This is a genomic window from Streptomyces sp. CB03234, from assembly GCF_001905885.1.
GTDB lineage: Bacteria > Actinomycetota > Actinomycetes > Streptomycetales > Streptomycetaceae > Streptomyces.
On record NZ_LIYH01000005.1, the window covers coordinates 870,150 to 892,925 of the forward strand.

At 72.3% G+C, this 22,776-nt stretch carries 21 protein-coding genes; 13 read left to right on the top strand and 8 right to left on the bottom strand.

Going from position 1 to position 22,776, the window contains the following annotated elements:
- Positions 1-268: 268 nt before the first annotated feature.
- Positions 269-1,375: a DUF5937 family protein gene (locus tag AMK26_RS25410; protein ID WP_073757127.1), complete on the bottom strand. Its 1,107-nt coding sequence runs from the start codon at positions 1,373-1,375 to the stop codon at positions 269-271.
- A gap of 105 nt (positions 1,376-1,480) precedes the next feature.
- Between AMK26_RS25410 and AMK26_RS37415 the strand changes: the two genes are divergently transcribed.
- The 11 genes from AMK26_RS37415 (at position 1,481) to AMK26_RS25465 (ending at position 9,894) form a co-directional block, all read left to right on the top strand.
- Complete coding sequence (locus tag AMK26_RS37415; RefSeq protein WP_198944152.1) at positions 1,481-1,657, top strand: hypothetical protein; 177 nt, start codon at positions 1,481-1,483, stop codon at positions 1,655-1,657.
- A gap of 82 nt (positions 1,658-1,739) precedes the next feature.
- Positions 1,740-2,678, top strand: a complete 939-nt coding sequence (locus tag AMK26_RS25420) for a Rossmann-like and DUF2520 domain-containing protein (protein WP_073756996.1) — start codon at positions 1,740-1,742, stop codon at positions 2,676-2,678.
- A complete protein-coding gene (gene panC, locus AMK26_RS25425) occupies positions 2,675-3,688 on the top strand; it encodes a pantoate--beta-alanine ligase (RefSeq protein ID WP_079277793.1) in 1,014 nt (337 codons plus the stop codon). Before AMK26_RS25420 ends, panC begins: the two co-directional genes overlap by 4 nt.
- Entirely contained in the window at positions 3,685-5,379 is a 1,695-nt protein-coding gene (locus AMK26_RS25430) for an L-aspartate oxidase (protein WP_073756997.1), read from the top strand. Before panC ends, AMK26_RS25430 begins: the two co-directional genes overlap by 4 nt.
- A 2-nt stretch (positions 5,380-5,381) precedes the next feature.
- Complete coding sequence (nadC, locus tag AMK26_RS25435; RefSeq protein WP_073756998.1) at positions 5,382-6,392, top strand: carboxylating nicotinate-nucleotide diphosphorylase; 1,011 nt, start codon at positions 5,382-5,384, stop codon at positions 6,390-6,392.
- Positions 6,392-7,198: a type III pantothenate kinase gene (locus AMK26_RS25440; protein WP_073756999.1), complete on the top strand. Its 807-nt coding sequence runs from the start codon at positions 6,392-6,394 to the stop codon at positions 7,196-7,198. The genes nadC and AMK26_RS25440 overlap by 1 nt, the downstream gene beginning before the upstream one ends.
- Before the next feature lie 314 nt (positions 7,199-7,512).
- Positions 7,513-8,091, top strand: a complete 579-nt coding sequence (locus AMK26_RS25445; RefSeq protein ID WP_198944160.1) for a hypothetical protein — start codon at positions 7,513-7,515, stop codon at positions 8,089-8,091.
- Between the two features lie 13 nt (positions 8,092-8,104).
- Positions 8,105-8,293: a hypothetical protein gene (locus AMK26_RS25450; RefSeq protein ID WP_073757001.1), complete on the top strand. Its 189-nt coding sequence runs from the start codon at positions 8,105-8,107 to the stop codon at positions 8,291-8,293.
- 113 nt (positions 8,294-8,406) lie between these two features.
- Positions 8,407-8,847 carry a BlaI/MecI/CopY family transcriptional regulator gene (locus AMK26_RS25455; RefSeq protein WP_073757002.1) on the top strand — a complete coding sequence of 147 codons (441 nt, stop codon included), beginning with the start codon at positions 8,407-8,409 and terminating at the stop codon, positions 8,845-8,847.
- 9 nt (positions 8,848-8,856) lie between these two features.
- Positions 8,857-9,432: an amino-acid N-acetyltransferase gene (locus tag AMK26_RS25460; RefSeq protein ID WP_241838056.1), complete on the top strand. Its 576-nt coding sequence runs from the start codon at positions 8,857-8,859 to the stop codon at positions 9,430-9,432.
- A 126-nt stretch (positions 9,433-9,558) separates the two neighbouring features.
- On the top strand, positions 9,559-9,894 hold the full coding sequence (locus AMK26_RS25465; protein ID WP_073757004.1) for a histone-like nucleoid-structuring protein Lsr2: 336 nt from the start codon (positions 9,559-9,561) through the stop codon (positions 9,892-9,894).
- On the opposite strand, the gene AMK26_RS25470 is transcribed toward AMK26_RS25465, so the two are convergent.
- A complete protein-coding gene (locus AMK26_RS25470; RefSeq protein ID WP_073757005.1) occupies positions 9,873-10,427 on the bottom strand; it encodes an SCO3374 family protein in 555 nt (184 codons plus the stop codon). The two genes, AMK26_RS25465 and AMK26_RS25470, sit on opposite strands and share 22 nt — an antisense overlap.
- A gap of 430 nt (positions 10,428-10,857) precedes the next feature.
- On the opposite strand from AMK26_RS25470, the gene AMK26_RS25480 reads away from it, so the two are divergent.
- A complete protein-coding gene (locus AMK26_RS25480) occupies positions 10,858-13,383 on the top strand; it encodes an ATP-dependent Clp protease ATP-binding subunit (RefSeq protein ID WP_073757006.1) in 2,526 nt (841 codons plus the stop codon).
- A gap of 57 nt (positions 13,384-13,440) precedes the next feature.
- Here the strand turns inward: AMK26_RS25480 and dacB are convergent, their stop codons facing one another.
- Positions 13,441-15,012, bottom strand: coding sequence for a D-alanyl-D-alanine carboxypeptidase/D-alanyl-D-alanine endopeptidase (gene dacB, locus AMK26_RS25485; protein ID WP_073757007.1), 1,572 nt, complete (start codon positions 15,010-15,012; stop codon positions 13,441-13,443).
- A 47-nt stretch (positions 15,013-15,059) separates the two neighbouring features.
- A complete protein-coding gene (locus AMK26_RS25490) occupies positions 15,060-18,083 on the bottom strand; it encodes an NACHT domain-containing protein (protein ID WP_073757008.1) in 3,024 nt (1,007 codons plus the stop codon).
- 471 nt (positions 18,084-18,554) lie between these two features.
- On the opposite strand from AMK26_RS25490, the gene AMK26_RS25495 reads away from it, so the two are divergent.
- Positions 18,555-19,301, top strand: a complete 747-nt coding sequence (locus AMK26_RS25495; protein WP_073757009.1) for a M23 family metallopeptidase — start codon at positions 18,555-18,557, stop codon at positions 19,299-19,301.
- 91 nt (positions 19,302-19,392) lie between these two features.
- Here AMK26_RS25495 and cseC read toward each other — a convergent pair whose 3' ends face one another.
- The 4 genes from cseC to AMK26_RS25515 all read right to left on the bottom strand — a co-directional run bounded on the left by cseC (position 19,393) and on the right by AMK26_RS25515 (position 22,707).
- Complete coding sequence (gene cseC / locus AMK26_RS25500; protein ID WP_073757010.1) at positions 19,393-20,715, bottom strand: two-component system sensor histidine kinase CseC; 1,323 nt, start codon at positions 20,713-20,715, stop codon at positions 19,393-19,395.
- Positions 20,712-21,428 (bottom strand): two-component system response regulator CseB, encoded by a 717-nt coding sequence (gene cseB, locus AMK26_RS25505; RefSeq protein WP_073757011.1) that lies wholly within the window; start codon positions 21,426-21,428, stop codon positions 20,712-20,714. Before cseB ends, cseC begins: the two co-directional genes overlap by 4 nt.
- A 23-nt stretch (positions 21,429-21,451) precedes the next feature.
- Positions 21,452-22,087, bottom strand: coding sequence for a hypothetical protein (locus tag AMK26_RS25510; RefSeq protein ID WP_073757130.1), 636 nt, complete (start codon positions 22,085-22,087; stop codon positions 21,452-21,454).
- Positions 22,088-22,149: 62 nt separating this feature from the next.
- Positions 22,150-22,707, bottom strand: a complete 558-nt coding sequence (locus AMK26_RS25515; protein ID WP_073757012.1) for a SigE family RNA polymerase sigma factor — start codon at positions 22,705-22,707, stop codon at positions 22,150-22,152.
- Positions 22,708-22,776 lie beyond the last annotated feature (69 nt).

Below are 22,776 nucleotides of genomic sequence, written 5' to 3' on the forward strand. Positions count from 1 at the left end.
GTCCGGCCGGGGTGGGGCCGTGCAGGGTCGCCCCCGCAGAGGTTGGCGGCTCCGGCACGGCTCCCTTTCCCGTACCCGAGGCCGCCGGCCTCGAGGAGGTGAGCCCGGAGGGGCCCCGCCCCCACCCACCGGCCGTGGCCGCCTCGCGAGCGGCACCGCGCCGGGGGCGAACGAGAGAAGGGGGGACCCCCATCGCCCCACCCGAGCGCCCACAACGGGTGGGGGCGCGGCCCTGCGGCGGTTGCCCGCAACGCCGACCGGCGCCGTGCTAGCGCAGCACCGTTTCCAGGAAGTCGCTGCCGATCCGGGCCACCGCGGCGACGTCCAGCTGGTGCAGGACGTAGCGGCCGCGCCGGCGGGTGGTGACCAGGGAGGCCTTCTTGAGCACGGCCAGGTGGCGGGAGACCTCCGGCGGGGTGATGCCGTACGTGTCCGCCAGCTCGCCCGTCGTGTACGCGGCGCGCGCCAGCTGCCGGCACAGCCGCATCCGCATGGGGTGGGCCAGGGCGTCCATGCGCAGCTGGAGCAGCTCCACGGAGGCGGGGCTCGGCAGCTCCGGGGCGCCGACCGGGTAGTGGACGACGGGGCGCCAGCCCGGGGCGTGCAGCACCATCAGGTGGGGCCAGCCGTAGCTGGACGGCACGAACGTCACGCCCGCGCCGACCACCGGGTCGGCGGCGGTGGTCCGGCCGTCCGCCAGCTTGTCCACCTCGATGCGCTGCCGGCCGCCGTCCTCGGAGAACCCCAGGGACACGGCGGGCGACACCGCCCGCAGCGTCTCGGGCAGGCCCTTGCGGCGCAGCAGCTCCGTCTTGTGCCGCGCGTCGGAGGCGAGAGCGGGCGCGACCCGGCGCCAGGTGTCCGCGAAGAACGCCCGGTCGCAGTCCTCGAAGAGCCTGCGCAGCCAGGCGCGTACGCCGGCGGGGTCGGCGAGCAGGCGGCGCGTGAAGTCCAGCTGCTTGGGGCCCCGGTTGGCGGCCAGCTCCAGGGCCCGCTCGGTGCGTACGGGGCCGCCGGCCGCGTACTGCGTCGAGCAGGTGAACTCCAGCGCGGAGGCCACGAACCGGTCCTCGTCGAGCCGGTCCAGCATGTCCAGCTCCTCGGCGAGCGTCGCGCCGGTGCGGCCGTCGCCGCCACGGATGCCGGCGTACGGCATGAAGATGTCCGAGAAGGTGGTCGTCCAGAGGAAGTTCGCCTCGTGCAGCCGGTCGGCCAGGTCCGGCTTCAGCGCGGCGGCGGTCGCGGTCGCCCAGCCGTGCAGTCCCGGGTGGTGGCCGGGCTCGGCGAGCGCGTGCAGCGCCACGCCCAGCTCGGCGAGGGGCGACGGCTCGAAGACGATGCGCTCGGGCGGCAGGCCGGTGATGTCGATGATCACGCTCACGCCCCCATGGTGAGGGGTCGGGCGGTGGACCTCGCGCCATTTGACGGGGCTCGTCAATCGACGGGGCGGGAGGGAGCGGGCGGGCGGAGGGTGGCGTACATGGACGCCATGCAGCAGCACATGCTCGACGCCTACCGGGCCGCCCAGCGCGGCGAGGCACCCCCGCCGCCCCCGGGCCGGGACGACCTGGCCGCCCTCCGCGTGGCCCGCGACCACCTCCGCCGCTCCGGTTCCGGTTCCCGCGCGCGGGACGGATCCACAGGCTGTGGACAGTGACGTAGCCCCGCGTAACGCTGGCGTAGCATGACGAGAAATCGTCCGGTACCCCCCGCGGACTGGAACGGAAGGCCGTCGACGCGTGAACGCATCATCACACCCCCGCCCCGCCCGGCTCACCGTCGGCGTCGTAGGCGCCGGCCGGGTAGGACCCGCCCTCGCCGCGTCGCTGCGCCTCGCCGGGCACCGCCCCGTCGCCGTCTCGGGCGTGTCGGACGCGTCCCGGCGCCGCGCCGCCGAGCTGCTGCCGGACGTGCCGCTCGTACCGCCCGCCCAGGTCCTGGAGCGCGCCGACCTCGTCCTGCTGACCGTCCCGGACGACGCGCTGCCCGGCCTCGTCCAGGGCCTGGCCGACACCGGCGCCGTACGCCCCGGGCAGCTCCTGGTCCACACCTCCGGGCGGTACGGCACCTCCGTGCTCGACCCGGCCCGGCGCGCCGGCGCCCTCCCGCTCGCCCTGCACCCCGCCATGACGTTCACCGGCACGAGCGTGGACGTCCAGCGGCTGGCGGGGTGCTCGTTCGGCGTCACCGCCCCCGACGAGCTGCGCCTGGCCGCCGAGGCGCTCGTCATCGAGATGGGCGGCGAGCCGGAGTGGATCGAGGAGGCGGCCCGCCCGCTCTACCACGCGGCCCTCGCCCTGGGCGCCAACCACCTGGTCACCCTCGTCGCCCAGTCCATGGAGCTGCTGCGGCAGGCCGGGGTCGCCGCCCCCGACCGGATGCTCGGCCCGCTCCTGGGCGCCGCCCTGGACAACGCCCTGCGCTCCGGAGACGCCGCCCTCACCGGCCCCGTCGCGCGCGGAGACGCGGGCACGGTCGCCGCGCACGTGGCCGAGCTGCGCAAGCACGCGCCCGCCACCGTCGCCGGATACCTCGCCATGGCCCGTACGACCGCGGACCGCGCCCTCGCCCATGGCGTCCTCAAGCCCGAGCTGGCGGAGGACCTGCTCGGCGTCCTCGCGGACGGCTCCACCGGAGCGGACGGCTCCACCGGAGCAGAAGGAGACAGCGGCCGATGAGCCCCGACTTCGAACTGATCCCGACGCGCGACGACCTGGAGTACGTCCTCGAACACGTCGCGCCCCGGGGCCGTACCGCCGTCGTCATGACCATGGGCGCCCTCCACGAAGGCCACGCCACCCTGGTGCGGGCCGCGCGCAAGCACGTCGGCAAGAAGGGGTACGTCCTGGTCACCGTCTTCGTGAACCCGCTCCAGTTCGGGGCGGGCGAGGACCTCGACCGCTACCCCCGCACCCTGGACGCCGACCTCAAGACCGCCGAGCAGGCGGGCGCGAACGCCGTCTTCGCGCCCTCCGTCGACGAGGTCTACCCGGGCGGCGCGCCCCAGGTCCGGATCACGGCCGGCCCCATGGGGGAGCGGCTGGAGGGCGCCTCCCGCCCCGGCCACTTCGACGGCATGCTCACCGTCGTCGCGAAGCTGCTGCACCTGACCCGCCCCGACGTGGCGTTCTTCGGCCAGAAGGACGCCCAGCAGCTCGCCCTGATCCGCCGCATGGCCACCGACCTGAACTTCCCGGTCGAGATCGTCGGCGTACCGACCGTCCGCGAGCCGGACGGACTCGCGCTGTCCAGCCGCAACCGGTACCTCTCACCCCGCGAGCGCCGCACCGCCCTCGCCCTGTCCGCCGCGCTGTTCGCCGCCCGCGACCGGCTCGCCGCGCAGACGGCGCTGCTGGCCCGCGCCGAGACGCTGCCCGCCTCCGAGAGCCGCGCCGAGGCCCTGTCCAGGCTCGGCGAGTCCCGCGCGGCCGCCGATGCCCACGCGGTGGCCGCGGCGGTCCCCGGCGGCGGCGCCCACGCGGTTCGGGCCGCGGCCCGCGCGGTACTCGACGAGGCGGCGAAGGCCGACCCGCCGCTGCGCCTGGACTACCTGGCGCTGGTGGACCCCGCCGACTTCACCGACGTCCCCGACGACCACACCGGCGAGGCGATCCTCGCCGTCGCCGCGAAGGTCGGCACCACGCGGCTGATCGACAACCTTCCCCTCACCTTCGGAGCCCCCGCATGACCGGCATACGCCTCCAGGCCCCCGCCCCCGGCTGGGCGATCGACGCCGACGTCGTCGTGGTCGGCTCCGGCGTCGCGGGCCTGACCGCCGCACTGCGCTGCACGGCCGCCGGGCTGCGTACGGTCGTCGTCACCAAGGCCCGCCTGGACGACGGCTCCACGCGCTGGGCGCAGGGCGGCATCGCGGCGGCGCTCGGCGAGGGCGACACCCCCGAGCAGCACCTGGACGACACGCTCGTCGCGGGCGCGGGCCTGTGCGACGAGGAAGCCGTACGGCTGCTGGTCACCGAGGGCCCCGACGCCGTACGCCGCCTCATCGCGACCGGCGCCCGCTTCGACACCGACGAGGCCGGCACCATCGAGCTCACCCGCGAGGGCGGCCACCACCGACGCCGCATCGCGCACGCGGGCGGTGACGCGACCGGCGCCGAGATCTCCCGCGCCCTTGTCGACGCGGTCCGCGACCAGGGCGTACGCACCATCGAGAACGCGCTCGTCCTGGACCTGCTCACCGACGCCGACGGCCGTACGGCGGGCGTCACCCTGCACGTCATGGGCGAGGGCCAGCACGACGGGGTGGGCGCCGTCCACGCACCCGCCGTCGTCCTCGCCACCGGTGGCATGGGCCAGGTCTTCTCCGCTACCACCAACCCGGCGGTGTCCACCGGGGACGGGGTCGCGCTCGCGCTGCGGGCGGGCGCCGAGGTGAGCGACCTGGAGTTCGTCCAGTTCCACCCCACCGTCCTGTTCCTCGGCCCGGACGCCGAGGGCCAGCAGCCGCTGGTGTCGGAGGCGGTACGCGGCGAGGGCGCCCATCTCGTCGACGCGGACGGCGTCCGGTTCATGGTCGGGCAGCACGAGCTGGCCGAGCTCGCCCCGCGTGACATCGTCGCCAAGGGCATCATGCGCCGCATGCGCGAGCAGGGCGCCCGCCACATGTACCTGGACGCCCGGCACTTCGGGCCCGAGATGTGGGCGACCCGCTTCCCCACGATCCTCGCCGCCTGCCGCGCCCACGGCATCGACCCGGTGACCGAGCCGATCCCGGTCGCCCCGGCGGCCCACTACGCCTCCGGCGGCGTCCGTACCGACCTCCACGGCCGTACCACCGTCCCCGGCCTGTACGCGTGCGGCGAGGTCGCCTGTACGGGGGTCCACGGCGCCAACCGGCTCGCGTCGAACTCCCTCCTGGAGGGCCTGGTCTTCGCCGAGCGCATCGCGGACGACGTCGCGGCCTCCTCGGTACGGGCCGGCGCCCCCGTACCGCACCCCGCCCCCACCGTCCTGCCGCTGCTGGACCCGGCCGCCCGCGCCCGCGTCCAGCACGTCATGACGCACGGCGCCGGGGTGCTGCGCTCCGCCACCAGCCTCGCCGAGGCGGCGGACGCGCTGGACGCCGTGCACGCCGAGGCGCTGAACGACGGGCCGGACGGCAGCAAGGCCGCCGAGCCGGGCGTCGAGTCCTGGGAGACCACCAACCTCCTGTGCGTCGCCCGCGTCCTGGTCGCCGCCGCCCGCCGCCGCGAGGAGACCCGCGGCTGCCACTGGCGCGAGGACCGCCCCGACCGCGACGACGCCCTGTGGCGCCGCCACCTGGTGGTACGCCTCGGCCCGGACCGGAGCCTGGACGTCCGCCCCACCGACACCCAAGACTTCCCCCCGACCGACGCCGACGCCCCCAGGGAGCCGTAACCGTGAGCACGCCCGAAGAACGCCCGCAGCCCGTGGACGTACCCCTGATCAACATCGGTGCCGCCCCTCAGGGATGCGGCGACGGGTGCGGCTGCGGCGGCGACGACGAGGTGTACGAGTGCGGCCTGGACCCCGCGCTCGCCGCGCTGCTCGTGAACGCCGGCCTCGACCCCGTACTCGTCGAGGACGTGGCGTACCGCGCCATCGAGGAGGACCTGGACGGCGGCGAGGACGTGACGAGCGTCGCGACCATCCCCGAGGACGCCGTCGCCACCGGTGACTTCACCGCGCGCGAGGCGGGCGTCGTCGCCGGCATCCACGTGGCGGAGGCGGTCCTGTCGGTCGTCTGCACGGAGGAGTTCGCGGTCGAGCGGCACGTGGACGACGGCGACCGGGTCGAGCCCGGCCAGAAGCTGCTGTCGGTCACCACTCGCACCCGCGACCTGCTCACCGGCGAGCGCAGCGCGCTCAACATCATGTGCCGCCTGTCCGGCATCGCCACCGCCACGCGCGCGTGGGCCGACGCCCTGGAGGGGTACAAGGCGAAGGTCCGCGACACCCGCAAGACGACTCCGGGGCTGCGCGCCCTGGAGAAGTACGCGGTGCGCTGCGGCGGCGGCGTCAACCACCGCATGTCGCTGTCCGACGCGGCCCTCGTCAAGGACAACCACGTGGTGGCGGCCGGTGGGGTGGCGGCGGCCTTCAAGGCCGTACGGGAACGGTTCCCCGACCTGCCGATCGAGGTGGAGGTGGACACCCTCCACCAGGTCCGCGAGGTCCTGGAGGCGGGCGCCGACCTGATCCTGCTGGACAACTTCACGCCGGCCGAGACGGACGAGGCCGTCACCATCGTCGCGGGCCGCGCGATGCTGGAGTCGTCGGGCCGCCTGACCCTGGAGAACGCCGCCGCGTACGCCGCGACCGGCGTCGACTACCTGGCGGTGGGTGCCCTGACCCACTCCTCCCCGATCCTCGACATCGGCCTCGACCTGCGAGAGGCGGACCAGGGCTGATGCTGCTCACGATCGACGCGGGCAACACCCACACCGTCCTGGGCCTGTTCGACGGCGCGGAGATCGTCGAGCACTGGCGCATCTCCACCGACGCGCGCCGCACCGCCGACGAGCTCGCCGTGCTCCTCCAGGGCCTGATGGGCATGCACCCGCTGCTCGGCGACGAGCTGGGCGACGGCATCGAGGGCATCGCCATCTGCTCGACGGTCCCGTCCGTGCTCCACGAGCTGCGCGAGGTCACCCGGCGGTACTACGGCGACGTCCCGGCCGTGCTCGTCGAGCCGGGCATCAAGACCGGCGTACCGATCCTCACGGACAACCCCAAGGAGGTCGGCGCCGACCGCATCGTCAACGCGGTCGCGGCGAACGAGCTGTACGGGGGCCCGGCGATCGTCGTCGACTTCGGTACGGCGACGACGTTCGACCCGATCAGCGTGCGCGGCGAGTACATCGGCGGGGTGATCGCCCCGGGCATCGAGATCTCGGTCGAGGCGCTCGGCGTCAAGGGCGCCCAGCTCCGCAAGATCGAACTGGCCCGCCCGCGCAGCGTGATCGGCAAGAACACGGTCGAGGCCATGCAGGCGGGCATCGTGTACGGCTTCGCGGGCCAGGTCGACGGCATCGTCAGCCGCATGAAACGCGAGCTCGTCGGGCGGGACGGAGACCCGTCGGACGTCACCGTCATCGCGACGGGCGGCCTGGCGCCGATGGTGCTGGGCGAGGCCGCGGAGATCGACGAGCACGAGCCGTGGCTGACCCTGATCGGCCTCCGCCTGGTCTACGAACGCAACGTCTCCCGCATGTAGCGCCTCACGCGCCCGCGCCCGGCCGCCCCGTCGTGCCCGGCCGGGGCGGTGCCCTTTCCCGGTTCCACCCGGGGCGGTGCGGGCCGGTGGGCCCGGCCGGGACCCCTCCGGCCTGGGGTCACGAGCACGGGAGCCCGCCCGTCGCCGCCGGCCTCTGCGGGGGCGGCCCTGCACGGCCCCTCCGCGCCGCGGGAGGAAAGCGCCCCCGTACCCGCCTGGAGGGCAACGCGCCCGGCGAGTGGGCGGTAAGCGAAATTTGTCCTATTTGCACGTATCGTCGGGGCATGCCCACGCCATACGGATCCCGCGGCGGCCTGGCGTTCGGCGCAGACGAGCTGCGTGTGCTCCGACGCGCCCTCGCCCATGCCCTCCACCCCACCCCGCTCGACGACGAAGACGTGCAGGACTGCCTGCGACTCGCCGGCTCCGTGGACGAGGCGGTCCGCGAGGCCGGCCGGATGCGGGCCTTCCTCCTCGCCGACCTCACCCGCTACCGCGACGCGCTGCCCGGCTCGGCGGCCGGGTACCTGGAGCTGCTCCAGGACGCCCTCGCCGCCGGCTACGACCCCCGCCCGGAGGACCTCGCCGCGCTGCGCACCCTACGCGGTACGCCCGCCGGTGCCGCCCTCCTGGCGCGCTGCCGGACGCTGGCCGAGCACTCCGTGCGGGCCCGGCTGGCCGGACGGCACGTCGCCCCGGCCCCGCGTACCCGGCTGCTCGCCCTGCCGGGAGGCCGTACCTGCGAGGCGGACGAGCCGAAGCCCCGGCCGGCGCCGCCGAAGCCGAACCCGGCCCCGCCACCGGCCGACCGCCCGGTACCCAAGCCGTCCGAGGTGTTCCCGCCCCGCCGCCGCCCCGCCGCGCCCCCGCCCGAGGAGCGGGCCGCCGGCTAGCTACCCTGGAGCCATGGAATACGTATCCGCGCTCCTGCCCCCCGTGGTGATGGCCGCCTTCTTCATCGGCCTCGTCGTGACGATCGTCAAGAGCCAGGGCGGCCCCAACAAGGCCAAGGAGGACGCGGCCGTGGACGCGGCGCTCGCCCGCGCCGAGGCCGCCCGCCAGGCGGACGGAGCCGCCAAGCCGGGGCAGGCCTGACCGGGCCGGCACCGGCCGGTACCCGCGCCGAGGGCGTACGACCACACCCGTCGTACGCCCTTTTTGGTACGTCAATAGCCAGCTATTCCGACATCTCCCACTATGGTGGCGATGTGCCCCGTCAATTGGGAGAGCTCGAAGACGCCGTCATGACACGCGTCTGGCAATGGAACCGGCCCGTCACCGTCCGGGAAGTCCTGGAGGATCTCCAGCAGGAACGGTCCATCGCCTACACGACGGTCATGACCGTAATGGACAATCTCCATCAGAAGGGCTGGGTGCGCCGGGAAGTCTCGGGCCGCGCCTATCGATATACGGCGGTCTCCACCCGTGCCGCCTACTCGGCCGCACTGATGAACGAAGCCTGGTCGAAGAGCGACAACCCCGCCGCCGCTCTCGTGGCCTTCTTCGGCATGATGTCGCCGGAGCAACGAGAGGCGCTGAACGCCGCCGTCCGTATCGTGCAGGGGGACACCCCCGAAGACCCGGAGCGCCCCGTGGAGGCGCGAGCCCCCGAAGAGCCCGCCGAGGGGGAGGCGGGAGAGGGGCGATAGCGTCCAGCCATGTCGTCGTCCTCCTCGTCCCCCGACGTTCCGCCCCCGGCCGGGCAGGCCCCGCCGTCGAATCCCGCGGCGAAAGCCGTGACGGTGCGCCGGGCCCGTACCAGTGATGTGCAGGCGGTCCGCCGACTCGTCGATCCGTACGTCACCGAAGGCATCCTGCTCGACAAAGCGACCGTGACGCTTTACGAGGACATCCAGGAGTTCTGGGTCGCGGAACGCGACGAGGACGGCACCGTCGTCGGCTGTGGGGCGCTGCATGTGATGTGGGAAGACCTCGCCGAAGTGCGTACTCTCGCGGTCGATCCCGACTTCAAGGGCGCCGGCATCGGTCATCAAGTGCTCGACAAGTTGCTGCACACCGCCCGCTGGCTCGGCGTCCGCCGGGTTTTCTGCCTGACCTTCGAAGTGGACTTCTTCGCGAAGCACGGCTTCGTCGAGATCGGCGAGACGCCGGTCGACGGAGATGTCTACACCGAGCTCCTCCGTTCCTATGACGAGGGCGTCGCCGAGTTCCTCGGTCTCGAACGAGTGAAGCCGAACACCCTGGGCAACAGCCGGATGCTTCTGCACCTGTGATCCCTATGTCCGAATCGCGCACGTTTCCCGTGTCCTCCGGGATCTGAACCTCTCCCAGGGGTTTGTGTTTTCCAGAGAAAAGCGGTTTCCTTTCCGCGTACTGCATTTTCGATGAAAGGAAATCCGGTGGCACAGAAGGTTCAGGTCCTTCTTGTCGACGACCTCGACGGTGGCGAGGCGGACGAGACGGTGACGTTCGCTCTGGACGGCAAGACCTACGAGATCGACCTCACCACCGCCAATGCGGACAAGCTTCGTGGCCTGCTGGAGCCGTACACCAAGAGCGGCCGTCGCACCGGTGGCCGCGCCTCGGCCGGCCGTGGCAAGGGACGGGCCGCCGCGGGTGGCAGCCCCGACACCGCGAAGATTCGCGCATGGGCCAAGGAGAATGGCTACAACGTGAACGACCGCGGCCGCGTGCCCGCCGATATCAAGCAGGCTTACGAGGACGCCAACCGCTGAGTGCGGTCCGCACCCAGCAACCGGACCCGGTGACATTCCGATGCCGCCGCGTCCACGAGTCGTACCAGGCAGGGGGCGCCGGCGCCGCCCCCCACGGCCGACATGGCCGGGAGCGTCGGCTCCACTTCGCGCCCGGGTTCGGGGGGGCGCAGCCACGAAGCGGCGCCAGGTGAACCGGATCCGCTCCATCCTGGGGGAATCGGAGCGGTCATCCGGTCACCGGCGCCCAGGGCGGCCAGGTCGAGCGCGATCCCGCCCCACTCCAGCCAGTCGAGCAGCCCCGGCAGCTCGTCGGCGGCGCCCGCGGCCACCAGCAGCCGCATCCTGCGCCCCGCGAGGGCGACGGGCCACTGGCCACCGAGCCGCCGCAGCACGGCGAACCCGGCAGCGGCAGGCAGCTCCAGGGCGTCGAAGCGCAGCCCCGTGAGCAACTCCACCGGTCCTTCGCCGCCGCCCTTCGCCGTGGCCCAGCCGAGCTCGTGCTCGTACCACGAGGCGACGCCGTGCAGGAGGTGCGAAGCGGTGAAGGCCATGCCCGGGGAACTCGCGACCGTTCCTCCGGGTTACGCATCGCGACGGATCGCTACTGTGCGTACGGGTTCGGGGCGGCGCGTGGCGGTGTGGGGGAGCGCAAGGGTGTTCGCCCTTAGCTGAGGGAACCGGGGTACGCCGCATGGAGTGTCAGTGCTTACGGGTAAGACATTCCTAGTGGGGAGGGGCGACACGCACGGATCGGGCGTCTCACGTTCGCCATCGGCGTACTGCCGGTGAGGGTAAGTGCCTGGCCTGCGGGAACATCGTCTCGGACCATTGGGTTGGAGCATTTGTCGGCGTTCGGGTCAGGAGGCCAGAGACGGGTGTCGGCAGTTGGAATGAGCGGTCCCCGCTTGCGGGACTAAGCTGCGGAAGGACAGGGAGGGGACCGACCCCTTACTGCCTGACCGCTCTGAGGAGCGATTAACGATGTTCGAGAGGTTCACCGACCGCGCGCGGCGGGTTGTCGTCCTGGCTCAGGAAGAAGCCCGGATGCTCAACCACAACTACATCGGCACCGAGCACATCCTCCTGGGCCTTATCCACGAGGGTGAGGGTGTCGCCGCTAAGGCCCTGGAGAGCCTCGGGATTTCGCTCGAGGCGGTCCGCCAGCAGGTGGAGGAGATCATCGGCCAGGGCCAGCAGGCCCCGTCCGGGCACATCCCCTTCACGCCCCGTGCCAAGAAGGTCCTGGAGCTGTCGCTCCGCGAGGCCCTTCAGCTCGGCCACAACTACATCGGCACCGAGCACATCCTGCTCGGCCTGATCCGCGAGGGCGAGGGCGTCGCCGCCCAGGTCCTCGTGAAGCTGGGCGCCGATCTCAACCGGGTGCGGCAGCAGGTCATCCAGCTGCTCTCCGGCTACCAGGGCAAGGAAGCCGCCACCGCCGGTGGCCCTGCCGAGGGCACTCCCTCCACGTCCCTGGTCCTCGACCAGTTCGGCCGGAACCTCACCCAGGCCGCTCGTGAGTCCAAGCTCGACCCGGTCATCGGGCGCGAGAAGGAGATCGAGCGGGTCATGCAGGTGCTGTCTCGCCGGACCAAGAACAACCCGGTCCTCATCGGCGAGCCCGGCGTCGGCAAGACGGCGGTCGTCGAGGGCCTGGCGCAGGCCATCGTCAAGGGCGAGGTGCCCGAGACCCTCAAGGACAAGCACCTCTACACCCTCGACCTGGGCGCGCTCGTCGCCGGCTCCCGCTACCGCGGTGACTTCGAGGAGCGCCTGAAGAAGGTGCTCAAGGAGATCCGCACCCGCGGCGACATCATCCTGTTCATCGACGAGCTCCACACCCTGGTGGGTGCGGGTGCCGCCGAGGGCGCGATCGACGCGGCGTCCATCCTGAAGCCGATGCTGGCCCGTGGTGAGCTGCAGACCATCGGCGCCACCACGCTGGACGAGTACCGCAAGTACCTGGAGAAGGACGCGGCCCTGGAGCGCCGCTTCCAGCCCATCCAGGTCGCGGAGCCGTCGCTGCCGCACACCATCGAGATCCTCAAGGGCCTGCGCGACCGTTACGAGGCGCACCACCGGGTCTCCATCACGGACGAGGCGCTGGTCCAGGCCGCGACCCTGGCCGACCGGTACATCTCGGACCGCTTCCTGCCGGACAAGGCGATCGACCTGATCGACGAGGCCGGCTCCCGGATGCGCATCCGCCGGATGACCGCGCCGCCGGACCTCCGCGAGTTCGACGAGAAGATCGCGGCCGTCCGCCGGGACAAGGAGTCCGCGATCGACTCCCAGGACTTCGAGAAGGCGGCGTCTCTCCGCGACAAGGAGAAGCAGCTGCTGGCGGCGAAGGCCAAGCGGGAGAAGGAGTGGAAGGCCGGCGACATGGACGTCGTCGCGGAGGTCGACGGCGAGCTGATCGCCGAGGTCCTCGCGACCGCCACCGGCATTCCGGTCTTCAAGCTCACGGAGGAGGAGTCCTCCCGCCTGCTGCGCATGGAGGACGAGCTCCACAAGCGCGTCATCGGGCAGAAGGACGCCATCAAGGCCCTGTCGCAGGCGATCCGCCGTACGCGCGCCGGCCTGAAGGACCCCAAGCGCCCGGGTGGCTCGTTCATCTTCGCCGGCCCGTCCGGTGTCGGTAAGACCGAGCTGTCCAAGACGCTCGCCGAATTCCTCTTCGGCGACGAGGACGCGATGATCTCCCTCGACATGTCGGAGTTCAGCGAGAAGCACACGGTTTCCCGTCTCTTCGGTTCCCCGCCCGGATACGTGGGTTACGAAGAGGGCGGCCAGCTCACCGAGAAGGTGCGCCGCAAGCCGTTCTCCGTCGTCCTCTTCGACGAGGTCGAGAAGGCCCACCCCGATATCTTCAATTCCCTTCTCCAGATCCTGGAGGACGGTCGCCTGACCGACTCCCAGGGCCGGGTCGTGGACTTCAAGAACACGGTCATCATCATGACGACCAACCTCGGGACCCGGGACATCTCCAAGGGCTTCAACCTGGGCTTCGCGGCACAGGGCGACGTCAAGACCGGTTACGACCGGATGAAGGCGAAGGTCAACGAAGAGCTGAAGCAGCACTTCCGGCCCGAGTTCCTCAACCGTGTCGACGACACGGTCGTCTTCCACCAGCTCAGCCAGGAAGACATCATCCAGATCGTCGACCTGATGATCGCCAAGGTGGACGAGCGCCTGAAGGACCGTGACATGGGCATCGAGCTCAGCGGTTCCGCCAAGGAGCTCCTGGCCAAGCACGGCTACGACCCCGTGATGGGCGCCCGGCCGCTGCGCCGGACGATCCAGCGCGAGATCGAGGACATCCTGTCGGAGAAGATCCTCTTCGGCGAGCTGCGCCCCGGTCACATCGTGGTCGTGGACACCGAGGGCGAGGGTGAGCAGAAGAAGTTCACCTTCCGCGGCGAGGAGAAGTCCGCTCTGCCGGACGTCCCCCCGATCGAGCAGGCCGCCGGCGGCGCCGGCCCGAACCTCTCGAAGGACGCGTAAGCGGTAACCACCGCTGACGGAAAGGGGCTGCCCACCGGGCAGCCCCTTTCCGCGTTCTCAGCAGGGATCCGGCTTGCGCCAGGAGCATTCGAGGCCGGTGGACGGGTCGACGGAGCGGATGCGGGACGGCGGTACGGCGGTGATGGCGCCCTTGGCCGTGTCGGACCTGGCAAGGGTCACGACGATGGCGTCCTCGATGCTCTTCACGGACGACGCCAGGTGGTTGTTGAGGACGATGGAGTAGACGAGACGGCGGCCGCCGGCGTCCGTGACGTACCCGGAGAGCCCGGAGGCGCCGGTCAGGGTGCCCGTCTTGGCCCGGGTGTTCAGGGCGGCGGGGGTGCCGCACATCCGGCTGCGTAGGGTGCCGCCGGTGGCCCGGTCGGGGGCGCAGGCGACGGGCAGGGACGCGTACCAGTCGGCGTACCAGGGGGCGTCCTGGACGGCGAGGAGCAGGCGGGCGAGCTGGGCGGCGGGGAACAGGTTCATCCGGGACAGACCGGAGCCGTCGACCTGGCGGACGGTCGACGTCTGTACGCCCTGCTCCTTCAGGTACGTGCCGATGGCGGCGAGCCCCGCGCTCCAGGTGCCGCGGCCGGACGTCTCGTACCCGATGGTCTTGGTGAGGGCCTCGGCGTGCATGTTGTTGGACAGCTTCATGAAGGGACGCATGAGGTCCTTGAGCGGCATGGAGCTGTGCGTGGCCAGGGCCTTGGCGTGGGCGGGGGTCGGCGCCCCGAGGCGGGGCGGCCCGTCGACGCGTACGCCGTGGGCGGCGAGGGCGTCGGTGAAGACGGCGGCGGCGTAGCCGGTGGGCTCCCAGACCGTGACCCACTCCTTGGCGGGAGAACCCTGCACGGGGATCTCGCCGGCGACGGTGATGGTGTTCGTGCCGTGTTCCCGCTCGATGGTGAGGCCGGCGGGGCGGCCCGCGGGGACGGTGGTGGCGCGGTTGTCGACGCGTACGTAGCCCGTGGCGGGGGTCAGCGAGATGCGCGGTTTCGCGCCCGCGTGGGCGGCGGGGGCCGCCTCGACGACGACCGTGCCGGAGTCGTAGTCCGTGTCCGGGGCGACCGTGAGGGGCGAGATCTGCGCGGAGTAGTACGACGACTCGTCGTCGGCGGCCCAGGAACGGCCCAGCCGGTTGGTGTCGAACCGTGTGTCGTCGGCGACCAGGCGCCCCGTCACCCGCCGGACGCCGGAGGCGGCCACCCGGGCGGCCAGCGCGTCGTAGTCCTTGGCGAGGGTGGTGGGGTCACCCGTCCCGCGCAGGTACAGGTCGCCGTGCAGGACGCCGCCCCTGGGGCCGGCGGTGGACAGCACCTCCGTACGGAAGCGGTACTCGGGGCCGAGGAGCGCCATGGCGGCGACCGAGGTGGGGATCTTGGTGTTGGAGGCCGGCATCAGGCGGTCGCCCGCGTCCCGCTGGTAGAGGGTGTCGCCGGACGAGGCGTCGGCGACGACGACGCTCGCGGCGCCGCCGTCCAGCCGGGAGTCGGCGAGGATCGTGTCGATGGCGCCCTTCAGACCGGTGTCGGAGGGCCCCGCCCCGGCAGGGAGGCTGCTCCCCGCGAGGAGCCCGGCCAGTCCTAATGCGAGGGCGGTGACGCGCGTCACGTGTCTGCTCATGGGGAGGAGGATGGCGGAGCGGGGGCGGGGTGGGAAGGAGGCGGGGCTCAGGTGGTGACGATGTGGACCCCGCGGGAGAGGTGCTCGGTGCCGGTGAGCCGCAGGCGGCGGGCGACGATGCGCTTCAGCTGCGGCAGATCGGTCAGCGGCGAGACATTGAGCGGGCCTCCCGACTCCGCGACGGCGCTGATCACGCCGAGGCTCTCCACGGCGGGAAACACGGTCGCCAGCCGGTGCAGGGACGAGTGTTCGGTGAAGAGCCCGATGCCGACATAGCGCACACCGGGAAAGCTCAGGGTGCCGGGGCAGGAAGCCAGTGAGCCCACTTCGCACGAGACGCCGGCCAGGAGCGGCAGAGCGGCCAGCTCCCGCCAGTCGTCCTCCGACAGACGTCCCGTGCCGGCGACGTAGTCCAGAGTCGGGTAGCGGCGCAGCCCCTTCAGGCCTTCCACCGCCGGTTCCCGCATGTAGAGAAAGCCCAAAGGGGCTTTCTCTGGCAGGCAGGTGAGGCTCCATTCCGCCTCTTGGGCCAGGTCGAGGTTGAGCGTCTCCAGCCGCTCGAGCGAGCGCAGGGCGCTGAGATCCGGGCTGGTGCCCTCGCGCTCCAGAGTCAGGTGGGCGGGATCGCAGTGCCTGAGGAGCCTGGGCAACAGCGCGTCGGACACGTGCTTCCGGAGATCGAGCCGGGTGGGCCGCAGGCCGAGGCGCATCAGCTCGTGGGCCTGCTCGTCCGAGGCGACCGTGCAGTCCAGTCCCTCGGGATCCAGCCGCGCGATGATCTCCTCGGCGTACGAGGCCGTGTCGAAGCGGGACCAGCCCCACATGAGCTGGGCACGCACCGGCAGGCTCGTGTGCTCGGCGAATCGCGCCAGGTACGGAAGGGCCGCGTCCGCCCGGATGTGCGTCGCCGTGATCACCGCCATCTGGGCCTGCTCGTCGTCCAGCTCCTCCGGGCCCGGGAGCAGGTCCAGGATCAGCGGCCCCACCGTGGCCAGCTCGCGGGCCTCCTCCGGGGTGCGCGGTGGGATGACCTCCGCCGTGCGGTCCAGCAGGGCGCGCTGGATGTCCGGGGCGAGTTCCGTAGCGTGTTCGAGGGCGGCCGCGGCGACGAAGAGGATGCGGAGCTGGGCGCGGCGGTCCGGGGCGGCGTCGGCGGCCTTCAGCAGCTCCGTGAAGATCTCGGCGCATTCGCGCGGGCGGGCGTGGGCTACCGCCATGCGGATGACGTCCTCCCACTGGTCGTCTCCGGCGTGACCGGTCAGGACGCCGATGTGCCAGTCGTCGACGATGGCCTTGGCGGCGAGGTAGTCCTGGAAGGTCCGGTGGACGAAGTCCACGGCGTCCGGGCCCGGTTCGCGGAGCAGGCCGCTGCGCTGGAGCAGGTGCTGGAAGACGGCCTCCGGCTTCCCGATGGCGGCGGCGTCCGGGATGGCCGGGATCGCGTCGAGCACGATCGTCTCGGCGCGGGAGCGGTCCATCTCCGTACGGCCGTTGACCGTGAGCCAGTACGCGAGCCGCTGGATCAGCCGGATCTGCGGGGCCTCGCCCAGGTCGACCCCCGTCGGGTCGCCCATGTCGCGCTCCCGGTCGCGGCGGGCGAGCAGCATGTCGAGGGCGGCGTCGTACAGGCCCTTGCGGCCGCGCGGGAGGAAGCCGCGGCGGTCGCGGTGCAGGGCGCAGATCAGGCCGCACATCAAGGGGTTGGTGGCCAATCGGGCGAGGTCCTGTGTGGTGCGGAGGGCGTCGAGGAGGGGCTGCTCGTGAGAGCCCGCGCCCGCGGCCGCGTGCCAGCGCCGTACGAACGCGCCGACCTCGCTCCGGCTCATCGGCGAGAGCGAGAGTTCGGTGAAGCCGTCCGGGGTCAGCCAGTCCTCGCGTACGGCGGAGGGGCGGGAGGTGACGAGCCAGCGGTTGGCGCCGTCATACGTGGCGAGGAGGTCGCGCAGCCAGCGGCGGGTGCGGTCGCGCTCGGGTTGCGGCACCTCGTCGATGCCGTCGACCAGGACCAGGCCCCGGCCCGCCGCGAGGACGCGGTCGGCCCAGCCGTCCGGCGCGGTCAGGGGGCAGCCGGCAGCGGCCAGGAAGCGGTCCGGGGCCGGGAGCCGTTCGCCGTGGCGGGTGAGGGTGCGCAGCGGCAGCATGAAGGGGACGCGGTCGCGGAGGTACGCCATGCGGTCGTCGACGGCCCCGTTTGCCGCCGACACCGCCAGCCACTGCACCAGCGTGGTCTTGCCCGACCCGGCGACGCCGCGCAGCAGCACCCGCTCGTGCCGGGCCAGCGCCTGGTCGGCGGGCCGCGAGCCGGCCGGGGTGCGCTGAGCGGCGGCGCCGACCGGATCCATGCCGTCCGGGACGTGCGGGTGAGGCTCCGGCGCGCTCGCCTCCAGCGACAGGTACGCCACGTCCAGCGGCCAGGCGTCCGGCGAGTTGTGCAGGTCGATGCCGTAGATCGTCAGGCTGCCGTGCTTCTTGGCGACGTACGCGCGGTAGCGGTGCTCGAAGGTCGCGTCCTGCGCGAAGGGCCGGGGCGTACGCGCGATGAGGGCGTCCACCTTGGCGATCAGCTCCGCCTGCGTGCGGCTCTGCTCCACCAGGGTGCGGGCGACGAAGGTCGAACGCTGGGTGAAGAAGTGCAGGACGTGCAGGCAGGCCCACTCGGTGATCGACTCCAGGAAGAGCGCCGCGTCGGTGGACAGCCCGGCGGGGGCCGGGGCGGCGGCGCGCAGGCGGTCCGCCAGCTCGCGGTGGCCGAGGCGGACGGCCTGGACGTCGTCCATGTCGAGGTCGCCGAGGGCGAGCAGGGTGCGGGTGAGGGCGTCGGCGACGGCCTGGGCCTCGTCGTGCGGGAAGGGCGGCTCCCCGGGGACGGCGAGCGCGTCGGCGATGAGCCGTGCGGCGAGCTTGCGTACGTCCCGCTCGGTGAGCGTGCGCTGCTCGCCACGGAAGGAGACCAGCCGGGAGAGGCGGATGCGCTGCCCGGTCAGCCCGGCGCCGGAGCCCTCCTGGACGAAGAGCTTCTTGATCAGGGGTGTGATCGCGCTCGACGCGAGGCGAATGAGTGCTGGATCCATGCGCGTCCCCCCGCAGCCACGGCGTGCTCGTCGACCGCCTCGAGAGTAGCGGGGGGTTCCGGTCCCGGTCCCGGAAAAGGAGGTCTTCCGGCCCGGTGGCCGTGACAAGGCGCACAGGCGTTTTGGGCGGTACTAGGTGGAATAGTGCGCCCGGCCGGGTAGGAGGCGCGGTTTCGGGGTCGTGGGCGGGGGCGTCCGGGGCTGGGGGCGGAGCGGCGGCCGGTGAACAGGGCGGAAAGCGCCAGGTGGCTGGGGGTTCCGGAGGGATAAACCTTCCTTTCTAAGGACATTTCGGGCTGTTGCCCTGGCTTGGGGCGGCGCGTCAAGAGTGCACGTCACACCCGGGCCTCTACGACCAGATGTCGTAGATGGGTGGTTTGAGGTGGGATGGGTGGGCGGGTTACCAAGGATGAGCCCAACCGCCCGGCGCCCTTCGCGTCGGGTCCGTTCTTGTCCGGAGGACTTCCCCGTATGTCGAAGCGCGTCAAGCATCCCGCCCGTAACGCCGCCGTCGCCCTCGCCGCCGCCGGCATGGGAGCGTCGCTGGTGTTCGGAGGCGGTGCCGCCGTCGCCGCCGACAGCAAGACCGCCCCCCTCTCGGGCCCCGCCGCCGCCGTCGCCGCGCAGGCCGAGGCCCAGGCGGCGCAGGCCCAGGCCGCCCAGCAGGCCAAGGCCGCCAAGGCCGCCGCCGCGAAGAAGGCAGCCGCCACCAAGGCCGCCGCCGCCAAGAAGGCCGCCGCGGCCAACGCCGCCAAGAAGGCCGCCCTCGCCAAGAAGGCCGCCGCCAAGAAGGCCACGTCCTGGGTCAAGCCGGTCACCGGCGGCTACACCCTGACCGCCAGCTTCAACCAGGGCGGCTCCATGTGGTCCCACAAGCACTCCGGCCAGGACTTCGCCGTCCCGGTCGGCACCGTGGTCAAGGCCGCCCACTCCGGTGTCGTCGTGAAGGCCGGCCCGAACGGTGGCGGCGACGGCCCCGCGTACGGCAACGCCATCGTGATCAAGCACGCCAACGGCACGTACTCGCAGTACGCGCACCTGTCGAAGATCAACGTCCACATCGGCGAGACCGTGAAGACCGGCGAGACCATCGCCCGGTCCGGCAACACCGGAAACTCCTCCGGCCCGCACCTGCACTTCGAGATCCGTACGACCCCGAACTACGGCTCCGCGCTCAACCCGGCGAAGTTCCTGCGTTCCGAGGGCGTCATCATCTGACGCTCGGCCCTGTGACCGACGGCGACGTCGAGGGCGGCATCTCGCCGCTCCTCGGGGTCGCCGTCGTCGTCCGCCGGGCCGCGCGGCGCCGTCAGGGCGTGTCGGGGAGCTGGAGTATCGGGAAGCTGCCCGTCGACGTCGGGGCGTGTTCCGGGAGCCACAGCACCGCGATCGCGCCCCCCGCCCCCGGGGCGGTGCCCGAGGGGGCCGCGTTGCGGAAGGTGAGCCGCGCGCCCAGCACCCGGGCCTGGCCCGCCGCGATCGTCAGGCCCAGGCCGTGACCGTGCCCGGCCCGGTCGCTGGCGCCCGTACGGAAGCGGCTCGGGCCCTCCCGCAGCAGCGCCTCCGGGAAGCCCGGCCCGTGGTCGCGGACCCGCACCACCCGGCCCTCGACCGTGACCTCCACCGGCCCCTTGCCGTGCTTGGCGGCGTTGGCCAGCAGGTTGCCCAGGATCCGCTCCAGCCGGCGCGGATCGGTGTTCACCCACGACTCGTGCACCACCCGCACCACCGCGTCCGGATACAGCGCCACCACCCGGCGCTCGACGAACTCCCCGAGCGCGATCTCCTGCAGCTCGGCCCGCTCCGAGGCGCTGTCCAGCCGGGCCACCTCCAGCACGTCCTCGACCAGCGTCCGCATCGCCTGCGCCCGGTCCCGCACCAGTTCCGTCGGCCGCCCGGGCGGCAGCAGCTCGGCGGCCGTGAGCAGTCCCGTCACCGGCGTACGCAACTCGTGCGCGATGTCCGCGGTGACCCGCCGCTCCGCCTCGATCCGCTCGTTCAGCGCGTCCGTCAGGGCGTCCACCGCCCGCGCGAGCTCGTCCGTCTCATCGCGTACGACACCGCCGATGGCGTCCCGGACCCGCACCTCCGTATTGCCCTGGGCGACCTTCCCGGCCGCCGTCGCCGCCTTGCGCAGCCGGCGCGACAGCTGGCCGCCGATCAGCACGCCCAGCGCGCAGCCGCCGAACACCACCGACACCGAGCCGACGATCAGCGCCTCGTCCAGGTCCTTCATGATCGTCGTGCTGCGGCTGGCGAACGGGCTGTGCAGCGACAGCACGTCCCCGTTGCCCAGCGGCACCGCGGCCCACACGTCCGGCGGGCCGTCCTCGTGCTCCCTCACGTACGTCCCGCGCCGCTTCTTCGCCAGCAGCTCGTCCAGCTCCGGCGGCAGCGCCGGGTCGTTGAGCTTTGCCCCGAACTTGGGGTCGGTCTTCGGCTTCGCCGACTCGTACATCCGCTGGGCGAACATCAGCCGCTCCATCTGTACGTCACGCGCGTTGCCGAGCATCGAGACGCGGGCGGCGTTGTGCACGACGAGGCTGAGCGCGACCGCGACCAGGGCGCCCACGGCGGCGATGGCGATCGAGATCTTCCATCTGACGCCCGTGCGCAGGACCGGCGGCTTCATGCCTTGAGCTTGTAGCCGAAGCCGCGGACCGTCTCGATCCGGTCCTGGCCGATCTTGGTGCGCAGCCGCTGCACATGGACGTCCACCACGCGCGTGTCGCCGCCCCAGCCGTAGTCCCAGACCCGCTCCAGCAGCTTGTCCCGCGACAGGACGGTGCCCGGCGCGGAGGAGAACTCCAGCAGCAGCCGCATCTCCGTCGGGGTCAGCGCCACCGGGGCGCCGCCCCTGCGGACCTCCATGCCGTCGGTGTCGACCTCCAGGTCGCCGAAGACCAGCACACCGCCCTGGTCCTGCCCGGCCCGGTCCGCGTCACCGCCGCCCGCCCCGCCCGCCGGCCCGCCCGCGTGGCCGAAGCGGCGCAGCACGGCGCGGATCCGGGCGACCAGCACCGCGCCGTCGAACGGCTTGGTGACGTAGTCGTCGGCGCCGGCCTCCAGGCCCAGCACCACGTCGATCGAGTCGGCGCGGGCCGACAGCATGATCACCGGAACCGTCGACTCGTCCCGGATGCGCCGGCACAGGCTCACGCCGTCCATGCCCGGCAGCATCACGTCCAGCAGCGCGATGTCCGGCTGCCGCCGCCGGAAGGACTCCAGACCGGACAGCCCGTCCGGCATCGCGGTCACCGCGAAGCCGTCCCGCTCCAGCGCGAGCTGCGTGGCCTCACGGATGACGTCGTCGTCCTCCACGAACAGGACATGGGTCTCGGCCATCGCCGTCTTCTCTCCGTGCTCCGTCAGTTCTTGGGCGCCGGGGTCGGCTCGGCGCCGGAGCCGTCGATGCCGCCGTCCCCGACCGTCTTGCTGTACTCGTTGTGCACCCGGTCGTGCTCGGTGAACTTGCTGCCCGTCCACCGGTAGGTGACCACGTCCTCGCCCGAGGGGTACGACACCGGGTCGCCCTCCGCGTACACCTGCTTGGTGACGACCAGGTCGCCACGGTCGATCGCCGAGTAGACCGCGGGCTCCTCCAGGGAGAAGACATTCTCGTACGCCGTGCCCTTGCCGTCGTCCTTCACGCCGCCCAGACGGTACACATACGTCCCGACGCCCACGGCGTCACCGCACGTCAGCACGTTCACCACGACATCCGGCGTACCGGAGTCGGTGAGGTTCCCGTACGAGGTGTCCACCGGGTAGGCGTCCGCCACGCACGGCTTGAGGTCGTCCTTCACCTGGTCGCTGACCTTCGGGTCGTTCATGATCAGCCGGACCGCGTTCACCTTCTTCACCGGCGACGACGCCGCCGACGTGGGAGCCGGCGCGGACGACGGCGTGCCCTGGTCGGTCCTGGCCGCGCCCTCGTCGCGCGTCCCCGTGCCACCGGTGGAGCAACCGGCCGTGAGCAGGCCGAGGGCGGCGGCCACGGCCATCGCCGTGGTACCCGCCGCCCGGATCCCGCCGGTGCCGCTCCGGCTCCCGTTGTCTCTGGCGCTCAGGCCGCGCACCGCTCCCGCCCCCGCTCGTCACTGCGTTCCGTACGCTCCAGGGCACGGGCGTCGACGTCCCGGCTCTCCAGCTCCTGGCGGAGCCGGGCGAGCGCCCGGTGAAGCGTGGACTTCACCGTACCGGTCGACATGCCCAGCGCGGCGGCCGTCTCCTCGGTGCTCATCTGCTCCCAGTGCCGCAGCACGACGACGCTGCGCTGCTTGGGCGCCAGCACCTTCAGGATGTCCATCAGCAGGGCCCGGTCGGCGTGCTGCTCGGTGGCGTCGTCCACCGACGCGTCCGGCAGCTGCTCGGTGGGCACCTCCTCCAGCTTGCGGGCGCGCCACCACTCCGTACGCGTATTGATCATCACGCGGCGCAGGTACGCGTCGGCGAGGGCCTTGTCCGCTATGCCGTCCCAGCGGCCGTACGTCCGGGCCAGCGCCGTCTGCAGCAGGTCCTGCGCGTCGACCGGGTCGGGGACGAGGCGCCGGGCGCTGCGCAGCAGGGCGTCCTGCCGTGTGCGTACGTACTCCTCGAATTCGAGCACCTCGCCGTGCGACATCCCGAACCGCCTCCGATCCCCGTGAAACCCCGTGTGTTGCTTACGTCGGCAGACGCTACGGAGCGGTTG